Below are 16,306 nucleotides of genomic sequence, written 5' to 3' on the forward strand. Positions count from 1 at the left end.
TGACCTCATGGAAGAGAGCACAGCACCTGCCGTCTCCTACGGCCTGCGCGGGCGGACGTTCCTGGTGACCGGAGGCAGCCGCGGCCTCGGCTACGCGGTCACCCGCCTGCTCGCCGCGGAAGGGGCGTCGGTCGCGATCTGCGGCCGGGACAGCGAGACTCTGGCCCGCGCGGCTTCCTCCGTGGAAGAGGACTTCGGCAGCACGGTCGTCACCGGATCCGTCGATGTGCTCGCGCCGGACGAACTGGAGGACTTCACCGTCGAGGCGGCCGCCAGGCTCGGCGGCCTCGACGGGCTGGTCGCCAACATCGGCGGCAAACGCGGCGGCGGTCTCCTCGACTCGACGCGGGAGGACTGGCAGGCGACCTGGGAGCTGAACGGGGGCCACGCGGTCCGGGCCGTACGGTCGGCGCTCGAGGCCTTCCGACCGGGCAGCTCCGTGGTGCTCGTCTCCTCCATCTCCGGCTGGAAGCCACGATTTCCCGCCCAGTACGGAGCGGCCAAGGCGTCGGAGATCTACCTCGCGGGCGCGCTGTGCCAGGAGCTGGCGCCCTACCGGGTGCGGGTGAACACCGTGAGCCCCGGCTCGATCCTCCTGCCCGGCAAGAGCTGGGACCGGCTCCGCCAGCGGGACCCGGAGGCCTACGCCGCCTATGCGGCCCGCAACCCCAACGGTCGGCTGCTGTACGCCGAGGAGGTGGCCCGCGTCGTCACCTTCCTCCTCTCCCCCGCCTCCGAGGCCGTCAACGGCGCCCACATCCCCGTCGACGGCGGACAGCCGCAGGCGGGGCTGGGGCCCAGGGGCTCGGAGCGAACCGGTACGTGACCTCAGGTGGCCACGCGGACGCGTCCGCCCGCGAGGAGCCACCTGTCGGGTCAGGGCTGCTTCAGTCCAGTCGGAATGACGGGCAGGTGTCCGGCTCGTCGTTCTTGTAGACGACAGTCCGGTCGGAGGCGTCGGCGATGGTGAGCAGATCGTCCGTTTCCCCGCGGAGCATGTCCTGAGGTTTGTAAAGTGAAGCCGCAGAAGAGGCGACTCGCCAGGTTACGAGGGCCGGTCGATCGGCCAGGTTAGGGAGCCGTCGAACGTGTCGCCCATTTCGTCCTGGTAGTAGTCCCCGGTGGGTCAGTTCTCCGCGGTGAGTGTGCCCCCAAGCTGACCTACGTCACTGCCGAGCTCCAGGGTGATGTCTTCGGCGTCCCTCCGGCCTTGGTACGTTCCCTTGAGACCGGCCGAACTCACGGGGGTCGTCCCTTCGGCACACAGCGTTCCAAGGGGCCGGAGCCCGCACCCGCTGAGCCCTGCGGTGGCGAGCACCGGGAAAGCGGTCAGGCCGGCCGTACTAGACGGTCGGTGGTTCATGGCCTGCTACCTGTCTGCCGGAGTGCGTTCGGTCCAGGTGATCTCCTGGACCGAAACAGAGAATCCCCTTCTTCACTTCGTCAGCGGCCTGAGCACTCCGCGCTGTTGCAGCGAAACCATGTGCTCGGCGGCACGCTGGGGCGCGTCCCCGCCCTGTATGAGCACCCCTGCTTCGATGTTTCGCCGCGCCGCGGATTCGGTGAGGTTCGCGCTGCCGAGGAACAGGACCCGACGGTCTGCCACCGCGAGCTTGGCATGCTGGCGTGACCGCCCCTGAGATGCCGGGTCGCGTGCCCAGTGCCACAAGTGCGCGCCGGGGACCTCCGCGAACGCAACGGCCGGTTCTCGCCCCGAGAGCAGTCCACCCGCGCCGGCCAGGGTTTCGACGACGATGTGCACAACGACCCCGCGGGCGGTTGCGTCCGTCAGCGCCTGCGTCAAAGCAGGGTACGGGCGAGCCGCGTAGGTCATGGCCAGCAGTTCGTGACGCGCCTTGTTGATGACCTCAATGAGTACCTGCGCGGTGGCCCGTACCGGCACCGCAGACGTGGACGGCCCACTCCAGACCGTTCGGACCTGGACCGAGTCCCGGGCACCAATCATGGCTGCGACGTAACCGCGCAGGTACGCCGCGGCCTCCTCACGGGGAACCCGGTCCACTGTCAGCGCTTCGTAGAGGCGCTCGACCGCCTCGCGGACCCCTGGTGTCGACAGCTCGGTCAGTGCCCTTTCCCGGCCTCGGCCACTCGCCAACAGGCCGGCGAGGTCCTTCGTTCGGGAGGGGCCGAGTGCCGCGGCTGCCGTCTCTGCCGCGGCCTCGAATCTGCGTCGGCTCACGGCAGCAGAGCCACGGGCGTGAGCACCTGGTCCTTCTCGCCGGAGAGGGGTACGAGGAACCGGCGGTCGAGGAACCGGTTTCCGCGTTCGCAGGTCGTCTCGGAGACGAACAGGCAGACGTGGCAGGCCGCTCCGTGCAAATAGTCGGCCGGGTCGTGTGGCAGTCTCTCGGAGCACAGCGGGTCGGCCGAGCAGTGGGAGGCGTCGCCGAGGGCGCGGCGGACGATCCGGCCGAGATCCCGCTCCTCCGCCAGTGAGACGAGGCCGCCGAGTGTTCCTTCGGAGTCGGGCACCGCGGTGTAGATGAGAATGCCGCTCTTCGGGTTGTCGTCGCTGCCCGCGTAGATCCGTTCGGCGAGTGACGCGGAGCTGTAGCCGCATTCGAGAGCGATGGTCCGGATCAGCAGGTGGGACAGCGTGTGCAGGGCGATGTAGCGTGCGCCGGGCCACCCGTGCAGGGGATCGAAGTCGCTCGTCTTCCGGTCCGACTTGCGGTTGGTGCGGAATCGGGCGAACGCCTCCCGATGGGCCGCCATCTCCGGCGACTTCTCCATCCGCATGGTCCAGTCGGCCATCAGGTCGTCACGTACGCGCAGAAAGATGCCCTCGCCTCGTACCTCGCTGGCCGGCACCCAGTTCTGGGTGCCGCGGGAGAGGTCGACGCGGGTCGCGATCTCCGGCGACTCGGGGTCGGGGGCGTCGAGGCGGGTGAAACCGATCAGCGCCCGTGCCTCACGGAGTCGTTCGACCTGCCTGACGTCGGAGAAGAGTTCGCCGAGCGGCGCCGGCACCGTGACCGGGCGGAGCGTGAAGTCGTCGCTCGGCGGCGGGACCGGTCCCGAGAGCGCGTCCCATTCGGGTCCGAACAGCCAGTCCTGGACGTCGGGTGCGGACGGGGCAGGACCGTCCGCCCCGGCCTTGCGGGCCGCGACGGCGGCGACCACGGCGTCCGCGTCGAAGTCCTTGAGGTAGCCGAACGCGGGAATGGCGGCAAGGAACGTGAGGTTGTCGCGGGATTCGATGCCTTTCAGCTCCGGCCAGTGGTCGTCGAGCAATTTGTCGATGTCCCCGCCCTGGCCCTTGGGCAGCGCGAGCGCGCTGAGGGTCAGGGGGAACCACTGGTTGGATGCGCCGGCGACCATCAGGACTGCGTCCTTGTCGCAACCGCCGGGCTCGAAGGTGCCGAGGTGGGGGTGCCGTCCCCGGCAGTTCGGCAGGTTGCGCCGGCCCCGGTCGCCCATTGCCTCACGGATGTTGCGCTTCGTGCCGCACGCGACGCATTCGATGGTGACATTGGCCGCCTGGTTGCCTCCGTGGTCCTTCATCCGCAGCTTGGGGCGGGGCGTCTTGCCGCAGGTCTGGCCGTGATGGACGTAGGAGGTGTACGGGAATTCGTCGAGGTGTCCGTCGGTGCAGACGAGAGTGAAGCGGGCCGCGACCGCGAGGGGCTTGCCGCGCTTGCAGTCGTGGACGAACTTGGCCTCGTGCGGGGTGCGAGGGTTGGGGTTGACGTAGGCGAACTCGCCCGAGTCCACGGCGGCGAGAACGTTGCACGCCGTGCACCGCAGCCACTGGGGAAACGGCGTCACGGGCACGCCGATCCCTTGCGCCGCCCACCCTTTGGGGTCCGAGTCCGCGCCCTCCAGCCATGGGGCGGCCCGCAACTGCTCGATCTCGCCTCGGCCGTACCTCTGGAGGGTCCGGTTGACGGCGGCCCTCAGCCGCGGTTCATCGATGTCGTAATCCGTGACACCGGAGTAGCTCCAGGAGTCGATCCCCCGGACGAGCACCGAGAAGTTGGGCAGGTCGACGAGTGAGCCGATGCCGGCGGTGTACATGAGGTGGCTGGGGCGGACGGCGCCGACCCTGCGGTTGGTGTGGGCGCTCATCGCTGTCCCTTCCCGGCTCCGCCGGCGGTCGTTCCGTACTCGTCGCTGTCGACGGTGGCCGCCTCGTCCGGATCGGTGTCCGTGTCCGAGGCGCCGAAGTTCCAGTCGGGGCCGCTGCCCGCGGGCTCGTCGAGGAAGGCTCCGCCGCCCGGCAGGAGCAGGTTGATCTCGTTCTCGGTCTCGCGCATGGACATACCGACGGTCAGATCGGTCCACTGCGAGCCGTCGGCACGGCGCAGAAGACCGCTGACGACGGTGTTCTTGCGCTTCTCCTTGCGGTATCCGAGGGCGGCGCTGCTTTCGTCGCGCTTGCGGCGCCACTCGTCCTTGAGCCGGTCCAGGCGTTCGCCGAGGTACTGACGGGCACGCTCCCGGCCCACCCGTTCCGCCCGTTCGAGGAGTCGCCGTTCCACCTCCGCCGCCAGCGGGCCGTCCAGATCGACGTCGTGGGCGTCAAGGTTCCGCGAGGTGTCGTACGCGGCATGGCGCAGCGCTGCGACATAGGTGGCGGCGACGCCGCGGTCGAGGGCCCGGCGGGTGAAGGGGGTGACCGACAGCGCTTCGACCTGGCGGTAGAAAGTGGCGTGGTAGTGCTCGAAGTCCTCGTAGTGGGCGAGGTCGCGCGGCCGAGCCCAGTTGTAGAGGGTGACGACGAGGCCGGGTCGCTTCGCGTCCCGGCCGACGCGGGACGACGCCTGGATGTACTCGGCGGTGTTCTTGGGCTGTCCCACGACGAGCATGAGTCCGAAGCGGGAGACGTCGACGCCGACCTGGAGCATGGAGGTGGCGAGAACTACGTCGACGGCCTGGCGCATGAAGGGGGTCATCGAGGCGCGGGGCTCGCGCTTCTCCTTGTGGGCCGCCGCGTACTCGCGCAGAAACGCGTGCCGCCTCGCGGATGTGTCACGCTCGGGATCGAAACCGGTCTCCAGGCGCTTGAGTGCCGCGCCGATGTCCGAGGAGGAGATGCGGGACGTCAGTTCCTGGATGCTGAGCATCCCGGTCCTGCTGATGATGCGGTCGGACAGGGTGTCCTGTCCCTTGCGGCTGCCGTTGGAACGGACGCGGGTGGTGATGTCGTCGTCCATGTAGCGGCGCATGCCCGCGAGTTCGCGGGTCGCGTTGAAGTAGCCGACGAGCGTCATGTACGGGTCGGCGGGCTTGCCGTAGTCGTCGAAGAGCTGCTGGCCGGCGAGCAGGAGGATCTCCGCCACCCGGATCTCGGCGGCCTTGAGGCGGGTGCCGTGGGCGCAGACGCCAAGGTATCGGCGGCCCGGGTTCTCGCGGCTGAGTTCGACCTGCCGGGAGAAGAACGTGTCGCCGACGTCGAGCACCTGCGGCGGGAAGACGGCGACCTTGCGGCCGAAGACGCCGAGGACCTGGTCCGCGGCGCGCTTGGTGGTGGCCGTCGAGGCGACGATCTTCGGCCCGGCCTCGTGGCGGCGTCCGTCGGCGTCGCGCACGCTCCATGTGCACAGCTGGTCGATGGCGGACTCGAAGAGACCGACCGTGGTGCCGAGCGCGCCGGAGATCAGGTGCAGCTCGTCCTGGATGATCAGGTCCGGCGGGCGCAGCCGGGTGACGGGCTGCGCGGTGACGCCGGGCAGTGGGCCCTTGGCGTGATGGCGACTGCCGCAGCCGGTCTTGGCGTCCAGGTCGTCGTGGCGGTAGCCGTGGCGCGGGCAGAGCTCGGTGACCCGGCCGAACAGCAGGCCGGCGTACCCGTTCCACGGCAGCTGGGCGAACTTGTCGACGGTGGCGATCAGCAGCGAGGGGGCGAGGCGGTAGATCTCCTCGTCGACGGTGAGGACGGGAATGCCTTCGCCCGGGGCGTCGAGCCGCGAGAAGGGGCACCGGTCCTCCCCCTCGGCCCGTGGGCAGTACAGCACGACGCGGCGGCGGCCTTCGTCGTACTCCATGTGGTTGCGGGCGGTCAGGCCGGTGCCGCACCAGGGGCAGGTGAGGACCTGGAGCACGCGGGCGTGTTTGTCGCTGGCGTTCTCCTTGGCATCCGCGATCTGTTCCTTCGCCTCGTCGAACCAGTTCGGTGAGACGGAGGTGCCCACCCACAGTCCGATGCGAAACGGTGTGGCGCCCCAGCGCACGTCGCGCGCGAACTCCTCACGGCGCAGCACTTCACAGGCACTGACCAGTGCCGCGGCGCGCTGGAACTGCTGGGCGGTCAGCAGGCGCAGGGTGTAGCGCATGAGGACACCGACACCCGCCTCGCCGCTGCGCGCGTCGGCGCCCGAGCCGATCGTGCCCTGAAGCCTCCGCAGCGCGAAGGTGTACGCGGCGAGCCCAAGGTAGGCCTCCGTCTTGCCACCACCGGTCGGGAAGAAAAGCAAGTCGACGAGTGCCTCGCGGCCGGTGCCGCGGTGCGGGTGGCCCGGGTAGGTGAGGGAGGCGAGGTTGAGGAGCACGAAGGCGAGCTGGAAGGGCCGCCAGCTGGCGGCCTCCTTCCCCTTGGCGTGGACCGCGTCGTACGCCTCCCGGTAGGAGTCCCGCTCGTCCTCCCGGCCGGCGCGGGCGGCGGCGATGGCGGTGTTACGGCGCTGGAGAGCCATGGCCCGGTTGGCGAACCGGAAGGCTTCGAGCGCGTTGTTGTCGGCGACCAGTGTGTCGATGCCGAGGGTGATGCGGTCGCAGATCTCGACGGCCTGATCGATGGCGACGAGCGCCGACTCCCTCAGATCGTCGGGGAGCGACTGTGCGCTGCGCCGCTGCCGTTCGAGCCAGATCCCGTAGCCGTCGGCGAGGGGGGCGAGCGCGGTGCTGAGTTCGTCGCGGCGGGCGGGCACGGCGAGGGTGGCGAGTTCGTCCATACCAAGTTCGAGGCCCTTGAGCAGGTCCTGCTCACCGACGGTGGGCGCTGTGGTGGCGCGGACATCGTACTCGGGCAGCCAGGTGGTGGTGAGCCGGTGGGCGTTGCGCTCCCCCTCGCGCACTTCGGCGTGCACTGCGACGTTGCGGCCCTTGGCGTGGCTGAGGCTGTCCCGGTACAGGAGCCGCAGACGACGGTCTTCGGCGTCTTCCGGAGCGTTTCCCCGGTTCGCCTGGTCGAGGGGGTCGTCGACCGGGAAGAAGACGGCTGCCTGGTCGTCAGGGAAGGCGGTGACCTCGAGCCGGGTCTGGAAGAGCCAGTGGGCGTCTCGCGCATCCCTGCTGTCGTCCTGCCGGTTCACCAGGGTGAGCTCGACGATGCGGAGGTCCTCGCCCGCCCGGCCGGCATGACGCCGCACCTGCACGTCAAGAACGACGGCGTCCTCCTCGAGGGGGACGGTCCGGTCGGCGGCATCGGTGACGTCGATGTCCTTCAGGTGCTCGACGGGCTCGCGCGACCAGACCCGACGGGTGGTGCCCCGGTCGGTGGCTTCCTCGGACTGCCTGTAACGGCCCCACCCCGCGGTAACGCTAAGAGTGCCGACGGATGCCGGAACCGTGAACGACATACCCATGGACGAGGCCCAAATGTGGCCGGCCGCCTGGGGTGTGAGCCGATCCTGCTGCTCGTTGTCGTCGCGTTCGGTCTCGTCCCCCGAGTCGCCGTCCGCGCTCTGGGCCGCGGCCAACGCAATCCTGTCCGCCGTCACCGCGCCGGGCCGAGGGCCCAGCATGCCGACGAGATACCGGTCCCGGGGGCCGGAAGAGGCAGTGGAGAGCGTCTCGCTCTCACCGTCCCACGGTCCGAGAAGGTCGCGCCGAATGTACGTGACGAGTCCGTCGCGCACCGCGTAGGAGTCTCCGGCCTTGAACGTCTGCGGGACTTCGTCGAGCGGATGCGGGACGGCGGCCTGGTCGGGCTGGGCCGGCATGCGGTGGGTCCTTTCGGACGACGGAACCGGGGCACGGAAGCATGGGCGACAACCGCAGGAACAATATAGATTGTTGACTGAGTTCACACAAGGAGAGGAGGGGCTCTCGTCGTCCGACACCGGACTCTCTACCCTGGTCCCGACCACCGTCCACCGCGCGACCCGAGGACGCCCATGCCCCGACTCGCCCTTTCCGACGACTTCGTCGCGGATCTGATCTCCCTGCAGAGACCTGTGCAGAAGGAGGTCAACGACGCGATCCAGATGTTCCGGAGCATGACCGTCCCCCAACTTCATGCCAGCAAGGGAATACATCTGGAGAAGCTCGAGCGGGCGCGCGACCCCCGCATCCGCACCATACGCGTCACCAAGTTCTACCGGGGCGTACTTCTGGCACCCGACGACGGCAGCGACCTGTTCACGCTGCTGCGGGTAGCGCCCCACGATGACGCGATCAGCTGGGCGGTGAAGCGTGCCTACTCCGTCAACGGCGCCACCGGCGCCCTGGAGGTGCGCAACGTCGAGGCGCTCGAGCAGATGGAGACGTACTTCGAGACGAAGGCTGACACGACTCCGACCCGCCTCTTCGACAAGCACTCCGACACCGTGCTCCGCAATCTCGGCGTCGACGATCAGGTGCTGCGCCTGGCGCGCGTCTGCGTCACCGCCGAGGACTTGAGCGTGATGACGCCCCCGATGATGCCGGCCGACCAGTACGAGGTACTGGAGTACCTGGCCGACGGGTGGTCGGCGGACGATGTTTGGGAACAGGTGATCGCACCACGGGGCCAGACGGTGCGCACCGCCGAGGAGCGTCCCGTAGTCACCCTGTCGGAAGCGATCCTGAACACCCCGAACCGGATCGTCGAGGTCACCGGACCGGGCGAGTTGGAGCGCATCCTCGCCGAGGACCTCACGCGCTGGCGCATCTTCCTGCACCCGGCCCAGCGGCGGTACGCCTACCACCCGGGCTTCAACGGCCCCGCACAGGTCACCGGTGGCCCCGGCACCGGCAAGACGGTGGTCGCCCTCCACCGGGTGCGTCATCTCCTGCGCACCGGCCGCGAGGGCGAGCGCATACTGCTGACCACCTTCACCAACGCCATGGCCGCGGCGCTGCGCGACAGCCTGTCTCTGCTCCTCGGTGATGCGGACGCCCATCTACTGGAACGGGTGGACGTCACGACGGTGGACTCGCTCGCGGCTCGTGTCGTACGCGAGTCCCGTGGCCGGATGCCCAAGCCGCTGTCGGCGGCGGCCGAGCGCAGCGCCTGGACGAGGGCAACGGCTCGCGAGGACCTGCCGTGGACCGCGCAGTTCCTGGCTCAGGAGTACCGCAATGTCGTCCTGGCTCAGGGGCTACGGACGCCGGAGGAGTATCTGCGCTGTGTACGGCGTGGGCGCGGCACACAGGTGGGGCGGGTTCAACGGGCGCGGCTGTGGCGGGTGATGGAGCGGTTCACGGCGGACCTGGCCTCGCGTGACTCGGCGACGTACACACAGTTGTGCGACCAGGCCGCGGAGCTGCTGCGGGCGAGCGGCCCACGCTACCGGCATGTGGTCGTCGACGAGGCGCAGGACCTGCACCCGGCCCAGTGGCGGGTGCTCCGGGCGTGTGCGGCACCGCAGTCGGACGACATCTTCCTCGTCGGTGACCCTCATCAGCGCATCTACGACTCCCGGGTCTCGCTGCGCTCACTCGGTGTCCATGTCCGGGGGCGAACGTCGCGGTTGCGGATCAATTACCGCAGCACGGACGAGATCCTGCGCTGGTCGGCCTCGCTGCTGGACGGCCGCCCGGTCGGCCGCCTCGGCGAGGACGACGATGACGACGGTGGCAGGGACTCGCTGCGGGGGTACCGCTCGGAGCTCCACGGCCGCATCCCGTCAGCACGGGGGTACGGCAGCCAGGACGAGGAGCTGCGGGCGCTGGTGGAGCAGATCAGAGTCTGGATCGACCAGGACGGCGTCAAGCCCTCCGAGGTCGCGGTGTGCGCGCGTTTCAACACGCTGGTCGACGCGGTGATCAACCGACTGCGCAGGGAGGGTATCGCCGCGGTAGCGGTCAAGGACGATCCCGGTCCCGGGGTCTCGGGCGTCCGAGTGGCCACGATGCACGCAATGAAGGGGCTGGAGTTCCGCTGCGTGGCCGTCGTCGGGGTGACGTCCAGTGTGCTGCCGTTCGCCCACCAGGTGACGCCTGCCGAGGTGGACCCGCTCCAGCACGAGCAGGACCTGTTGGCCGAACACTGCCTGCTCTTCGTGGCGTGCACCCGGGCCCGAGACGCGCTGGCCGTCTCGTGGAGCGGGCAGCGCAGTCCGATGCTGGACCCGGTGGCCGACTGAGACCTCCTACCGGCCGCCGCCCGCGGCCGGTAGGAGGCCGGCCTTTCAGGCCCGGATCTCGCGGATCACGACCTTGTGCGCCTTGTCCGCGGAGGCGTTGTACGACACCTCACGCCCTGCTCGCTGCCACATCAGGGCATGCCCGAGCGGTGATGACGGCGAGACGATGTCCGCGCCGCCGGTGGGCAGTTCGGCGACCGTGTAGAGCGTCTCCTCGTCCAATTGGCCGTCGAACTCGAGCACCAACAGGGCGCCGGGTACAACCGTCTGCGGCGCTCCGGAGCCGCCGTCGACGGCGACCGTGTCGAGGAACCCTCGCAGGAACGCCAGCCGCTTGGTACGGCGATCACGCTGATCGGCCTGTGTCTTGCGCAGGAACACCAGGTTGGCGGCGTCGATGCCGTCCGGGGTCTCGTCGGGCGCGTCGACAGCTGCCTGCAGTTGCTGCATCTCCCCCAGGAGACGCCGGAAAGCTGCAGCGGGAATCGACTGCACGGGGAAGCTCCCGGACGCAGGGCGGGGCTCGGACAGCCGCTCTCCGGTGTCTGCCGCAGAGGACCCCGGTCGCGCGGCCGGCGCCTTCGGGGGCCGAACAGCCTGCCGAGGCGCGGGTACCTGCTCGGTGGGCGTCCGATCGGCCGGCACCGGATCCGCCGGTGCCGGTTCGGCAGGGATCAGGGCTGCAGCGGGCTCGCCCGAGACTGGAGGCACCGGGGCCCGGTCCACCGGTTCGGCCAGGGCGGACTCTTCTGTGGACTGCTCGCCCGCGGACCACTCGGTCCCGAAACGCTCGTTCGCCCCGGCTGCAGCGGCCCCCACCTCCTCGTCCGGCTCGGCAGCTTCGGTGATGCGGCCGGTGTCCTCCGGTCCGCTCATGCCTACCGCCTGCCGGGCGGCGATGACCTCCTCGGCCGCCTTTTCCTCGTCGCCCTCCTTGATCGGCTCGATGCCCAGTCGCTCCAGCTCTGCCCACAGCGGCGCGAGTGCCTGATCACGGTCCAGGTGGAAGCGGCTGCCACGGATGCGGACGAACGTCCAGTCGACGCGCTCCAGATCCCGCTGACGGGCAGCGGCCGTGGACGCGTCGTCGCCTTCGGCGAACGCGTCGCCGTCGCATGCCACGGCAAGGCGCCGCGTACCGCCCTCCACGACCAGGTCGATCGCGTGCCGGCCGACCCGATAGCCCGGCCGCACCCGGTAGTCGCGTGCCGTCAGTTCCAGGTAGACCTTCTGTTGGAAGAGGCTGTCGAAGGCCTCGTGCCGCACGTCCGGCAGCACCGCTCCCTCGACCGCGACGGTCTCCTCCTCCGCGGGGCGGGTGAGGTGGTCGAGCCACTGCCGGCGGAGGTCGTTCTCGTGGAACTGTTCGGTGCGGGCGCTGTGGAACACCCACAGCTGGTCCTGGGCGCGGGAGGCTGCGACGTTGAGGCGCTGTTCGTACGTCTTGCCGTTGAAGCCGCCCGGTACCGTCCCGGCCGCGGTGGTGGGTGAGTTGACGCATGAGACGAACATGACGTGGCGCTCGTCGCCCTGGAAGTCCTCCGCATCACCGACGCGGATGCGCCGTGCCTCGCGCTGCTCGTAGTCGAGGCGCTCTGCCAGCAGGTTCTCCAGCTCCGCCAGGTGCGCCTTGCTGCCGCGGAGGCTGATCACACCCATGGTCCTGCCGTCGTAGGCGGGATCGGCGCAGCAGCGCACCACCTCGGCGACGAGTGCCTCCGCCTCCGCGACGTTGACCAAGCGGGAGTTGGCGCCCAGGGCCTCGCCGTTCTCCACGTACACGGTGCGCACCGGCGGCAGGCGGTCGGCGCCGTACTGACGCAGGGGCTGCAGACGGCGGTTGTAGCACAGTTTGTTGGAGAACGAGATGATCTCCGGCATGCACCGGAAGTGCTCCTTGAGCATGAGCGTGCCGCGGCCCGCGGACAGTGCCTCTGTCAGGTCGAAGAAGCTGGAGTCGGGCCCGAAGAGGCTGCGGACGTCCGCCTCGAGTCCGGTGAGGAGCCGGTCGCGGAGGTGGAAGTACTCGTCCTGCTTGAGGCCGACGTTGGAGGGGCTGACCTGCTTGCTGTCGCCGACGACGACCATGCGGTCGGCGAGCCAGCTCAGCAGCATGGCCTCCAGTCCGGACTGGCTGGCCTCGTCGACGATGACGACGTCGAACATGCCGGGCCGGTCCATGGGCACCGTTTCCGCCACTTGGTGCAGCGGCATGATCCAGGCGGGTACGGCCGTCTGGGCCTTGCTCAGCGCGGCCTGGGCGTCACGCCGGTAGCGGTGCTGATATTTGCCCTTGATACGGCGTGCGGCCTGCTGGTAGGCGCTGAGAGCACGGGACTGGTCGCCGGTAAGCAGTCCGAGGCAGCGGTGCCAGGCGCGCGCGGCGGCGAGCCTGGCGAGCATGATGCGCGCCTCGTCGTCGGCCTCGGTGAGCTTGCGGCGCAGGGTGCGTTCGGCCTCCGGGTCGGTGAGCCGCTCCATGCGCTCCCGCCAGGCGGACCAGGCCCATGCGTCAGTCAGCGCGGGGAGCCGCTCGTCCCACATCCGGTCATCGGCGTTCTCGGTGATCCTCTCAGCAAGCGAGGGGAACGCTTCCCGCATCCGGGCAAGCGCTTGATGGTGCTCGGTTCGCAGCCGAGCCGCCTCGCGGACCTCGGCGATCTCCTGGCTGAACTCACGATAACCGTCGGTGTTCCGGTAGCGGACCGCATCGAGTGCCCGTGCCACCGCGGGCGAGACCCCCTGCCGGTCGCTCCAGGTGCGCAGCAGTTCCTCCGCGTCGGCGATGACCCGGCGCGACTGCTCTGCGGCGCGCAGGGTGGTCGCTGCGCGCAGCAGAGCGCGAACGGCGTTCTCGACGGCAGCGTCGTGCCAGACGGCGGACATGAGCTGTGCGGAGGTGGCGGCGGCTGTCAGCACGTCGGTCCGTGCGGCACCGACCGCGAGGACCGCTTCGAGTGCCTCCGCCTCCTGCCGGAGGCGGGCGAGGCGCGGACCGTGCCCCAGCCAGGGCGCGGCGGGAGTGCCCCAATCCGACTCGACCTGTGCAAGGCGCAGTTCGAGCTGTACGCGGGCGAGGACGACGGCCGCGGTGTCCGTGTCCTCGGGTGCACGGCCGTCGACGCGTACGGCCTCGACGAAAGCCCCGACGGTCTTGGCGAGCTTGGAGCGGATGCCGAGCGGTCCGCGCAGCTTCTGGCCCTCGCGGAGCCCGTCGTGCAGGGCCGTCGCCTGACCGAGGGCGGTGGCCGGGTGGTACTGCTCGATGCCGCTGACCATGGCGTTGCGCAGCGTCGCGAGTGAACCGTCGACGGCGGCAAGGGCCTCGTTCACCGCGGCGTGTCTGCTGCGGGCCTGCCAGTCCTGGCCGGCGGCCACCTCGCGCAACAGTGCGACGGCCCACTCGCCGGACGCGGCGGCGAGCGAGGCGGCACGGCCGCGGGCGGCGGCATAGGCGTCGAGGCTTGTCGACAGCCGCTGCTGTTCGGCCTCGGTGAGTCCACGCACCGCGGCGTCGTACTCCTGGCTCAACGGGTCCTGCCGCACCGCCGTGTGCGCCTCCTCGGCGGAGCGCACGATCTCGACGGCCTCCTCGAACGCGCCGGGCCCCGGCAGCTCGGACGGCCCGGGCACCTCGGCGGCGAGCGCCTGGTTGTGTGGAGTGAAGGCGCGTGTGGTGCGCAGCAGCTGCAGGGCGTCCTCGGCGCTCAGCGCGGGCTGCTCCTGCGGCACCGGCCCGAGCCAGTCGTGAGCATGGGCCTCTGCGGTGAGCCGTTCGGCGATGTCCTGGAGGCTTCCGCTGTAGTCGCCGATCTCCGCCTCGAAGCGGTGCGTCTCCTGCTCCCGCAACAGGGCGAGGTCACGGAGCATGGCCTGCTGTGCGGACCGGGCGGCGCTCAGCCGTGCCTGGAGGCTGCGGATCGCGCGCTCGGACGCCTGCGGGTCGTATCCCGAGTACTCGCTGAGGATCTTCTGGACCGATGCTTCCAGTTCACGCTGCGCCGCGGCGCCGTCCTCGGTACGGCTGACGCACAGGTCACGCACGGACTCGGGCAGCTTGTCCCGCAGCACGCGCAGGGCACGGGGCGTGTGGCTGGTGATGAGGACGCGCTTGCCCTGGGCGAGCAGGTCGGTGACCAGGTTGGCGATGGTGTGCGTCTTGCCGGTGCCGGGCGGCCCCTGGACGACGACCAACCGGTTGGAACGCAGGCGCTCGGCGATGGTGCGCTGTTCCTCGTTGGCGGGGAGCGCGAAGTACATCTCGCCTGCGGCGGGATCCGTGCCGCCGTCCTCGGCCTCCGCCAGGTCGGCGGCGGTCAGCGCACCGTCACGACCCGCGATGTAGCCGAGCAGTTCGGTGGGCGGCGTACCCGCGTCGATCTGACGGGTGATGGCTCTGAGGGCGTCGAGGGTGGACCGCCGGTTCCGCTCACGCAGCACCAGCGCCGGGGTGAAGCCCACGTGTGGCACGTCGAGGCTGCGTGGCTTGGCCCGCTCAAGATCAGACAGGTAACTGCCCGCACTGTGGGCGGCGTTGACCCAGCTGCGCAGCGCTGTGTGGAGGGCGTCGAGGTGTTCGGGATCGGTGGCGTCGGAGGCGTCCTCGAGGACTGCGACGATTTCCTCACGTACGGGGCCCGGCACATGCTGGACGGCTTCCAGCATGCCTTCTTCGAGTTCCATCCCGGCGCCGGTCGGGTCGGGGGCGGCGGTGAGTACGCCGGTGGACGGGTCGAGCTGAATCGTCGCCCGGTGTGTGACGAGGTGCCGTTCCACCCGCTGACCGGCGGTGGTCTGCCAGGTCAGCCTGCCGAAGCCGAGGACGAGTTCATAGGCCTCGCCGAGGTTGGCGGCGTCCTCGTGCATCTTGTGGAGCCGGTCGTAGAGCCGCACCAACGGGTCGATGGCGCGCCGGCGCTCGGCCCACGCGAGCCACTCCTGTTCCCAGGCTGCGTAAAGCTTCTCGATCTTCTCCCGCTTCGGGTGCTCGTCCAGTTCGTCGTACGTCTTCTCGAGCGGTATGCCCTCCGCCCAGTCGGGGAACTCGGGCTCGATCCGTCGCCGCAGATGCGGGGCGCGCGTCTGCTTGAAGTCTCGGATGCGGGTCTCGTCCACCCAGGGTGCGAGCAGCGGCTTCGGCTGCGGCGCGTCCTGACGCTCGGGACGGGCCACGGTGAGCCACGCTGGGTCGTCGGTCGCGAGCGCCCCGTCGAGCATGACGGCGACACCGGGTTCGTGCGGCAGTTCGTCGAACCACACGGTGCCGGCGGCTCCGTCAAGGGTTCGCACGGGGCGCGTCCTCGACGCCTCCGCCTCTGCCAGGAACCGGAAGATCTGGCGGACACGCGCGGCGTCGGTGTCGTCGGCCGGCGGGGCGACGGGAGCGGTGTACGCCGGAGCGAGCAGGTAGTCGGCGTCGGTGGGGTCCGGCTCGGGGTCCGTGAACAGGGAGCGCTGCTCGTCACCGAACAACACCGCCTGGTCCGGCACGGCCGCGGCCCGGGGGACGCCGGGCACGGCCGGCGCGGTCCTGGCGTCCGGCACGCGAGCCTCGGCGGGCACGGCAGGCTTGGCGGTGGTGAACGTGACGCTCTCCCGTTCGTGCCCGCTCCGGAACCGTACCTCGATGTCCATGTCACCGGCGGTGCCTGCCGGGATGCTGTACGCCCAGGTTGCCGACAGCCGCCGTCCGGTGCGCAGCGTCCCGTCGAGTTCGTCGTCGAGAGCGTCGCTCTGGTAGTCCTGCACTTGGCGGGCCGTCTTGCCGTACGGCCCGCAGCGGACCAACAGACCGATGCCGTCGACGTCGATGGGCTGCCCCGTGCCGTTGCTGAGGAACAACGTGCATCGGATCACATCGTCGCCCAGCCGGACACCATAGGAATCGTCGGGGTTCACCAGCTTGTACGGGACGATGTCGTCGACGCTGACGTGCAGGCCGTCGTCGTAGTGATGAACGGAGCCGATCGGCAGGATGCCGTCGCTCAGCACGTTCTCGCCCTGGCTCACACGCCACTCCACTGCTACTGAGGGCCAAGAAGCTGGCCTGCTTGTGA

Annotated in this window: 6 protein-coding genes; 2 read left to right on the forward strand and 4 right to left on the reverse strand. The window is 69.9% G+C overall.

Going from position 1 to position 16,306, the window contains the following annotated elements; all coding sequences use genetic code 11:
• The first annotated feature begins 7 nt into the window (after positions 1-7).
• Positions 8-826 (forward strand): SDR family NAD(P)-dependent oxidoreductase, encoded by an 819-nt coding sequence (locus ACIPJI_RS21720; RefSeq protein ID WP_402248094.1) that lies wholly within the window; start codon positions 8-10, stop codon positions 824-826.
• Between the two features lie 609 nt (positions 827-1,435).
• Here ACIPJI_RS21720 and drmC read toward each other — a convergent pair.
• From drmC to drmA, 3 genes are read right to left on the reverse strand one after another with little or no spacing between them, the layout of a single operon-like run.
• Positions 1,436-2,200 carry a DISARM system phospholipase D-like protein DrmC gene (drmC, locus tag ACIPJI_RS21725; protein ID WP_402248096.1) on the reverse strand — a complete coding sequence of 255 codons (765 nt, stop codon included), beginning with the start codon at positions 2,198-2,200 and terminating at the stop codon, positions 1,436-1,438.
• Complete coding sequence (gene drmB / locus ACIPJI_RS21730) at positions 2,197-4,089, reverse strand: DrmB family protein (protein ID WP_402248098.1); 1,893 nt, start codon at positions 4,087-4,089, stop codon at positions 2,197-2,199. Before drmB ends, drmC begins: the two co-directional genes overlap by 4 nt.
• Positions 4,086-7,904 (reverse strand): DISARM system helicase DrmA, encoded by a 3,819-nt coding sequence (gene drmA, locus ACIPJI_RS21735; protein ID WP_402248099.1) that lies wholly within the window; start codon positions 7,902-7,904, stop codon positions 4,086-4,088. Before drmA ends, drmB begins: the two co-directional genes overlap by 4 nt.
• Before the next feature lie 174 nt (positions 7,905-8,078).
• Between drmA and ACIPJI_RS21740 the strand changes: the two genes are divergently transcribed.
• On the forward strand, positions 8,079-10,250 hold the full coding sequence (locus tag ACIPJI_RS21740) for a UvrD-helicase domain-containing protein (RefSeq protein ID WP_402248101.1): 2,172 nt from the start codon (positions 8,079-8,081) through the stop codon (positions 10,248-10,250).
• A gap of 45 nt (positions 10,251-10,295) precedes the next feature.
• Here the strand turns inward: ACIPJI_RS21740 and ACIPJI_RS21745 are convergent, their stop codons facing one another.
• The gene (locus ACIPJI_RS21745) at positions 10,296-16,259 is read right to left on the reverse strand and encodes an AAA domain-containing protein (RefSeq protein ID WP_402248103.1); all 5,964 of its coding nucleotides are present in this window, start codon (positions 16,257-16,259) and stop codon (positions 10,296-10,298) included.
• Between the last annotated feature and the right edge of the window lie 47 nt (positions 16,260-16,306).

It is taken from the genome of Streptomyces sp. NPDC086835 (genome assembly GCF_044745705.1).
Classification (GTDB): Bacteria; Actinomycetota; Actinomycetes; order Streptomycetales; family Streptomycetaceae; genus Streptomyces.

Bases quoted from the DNA above. Each gene is read 5' to 3' on its own strand.
- ACIPJI_RS21720 (WP_402248094.1), top strand. From the start codon at position 8: ATGGAAGAGAGCACAGCACCTGCCGTCTCCTACGGCCTGCGCGGGCGG.
- drmB (WP_402248098.1), bottom strand. From the start codon at position 4,089: ATGAGCGCCCACACCAACCGCAGGGTCGGCGCCGTCCGCCCCAGCCAC.
- drmA (WP_402248099.1), bottom strand. From the start codon at position 7,904: ATGCCGGCCCAGCCCGACCAGGCCGCCGTCCCGCATCCGCTCGACGAA.
- ACIPJI_RS21740 (WP_402248101.1), top strand. From the start codon at position 8,079: ATGCCCCGACTCGCCCTTTCCGACGACTTCGTCGCGGATCTGATCTCC.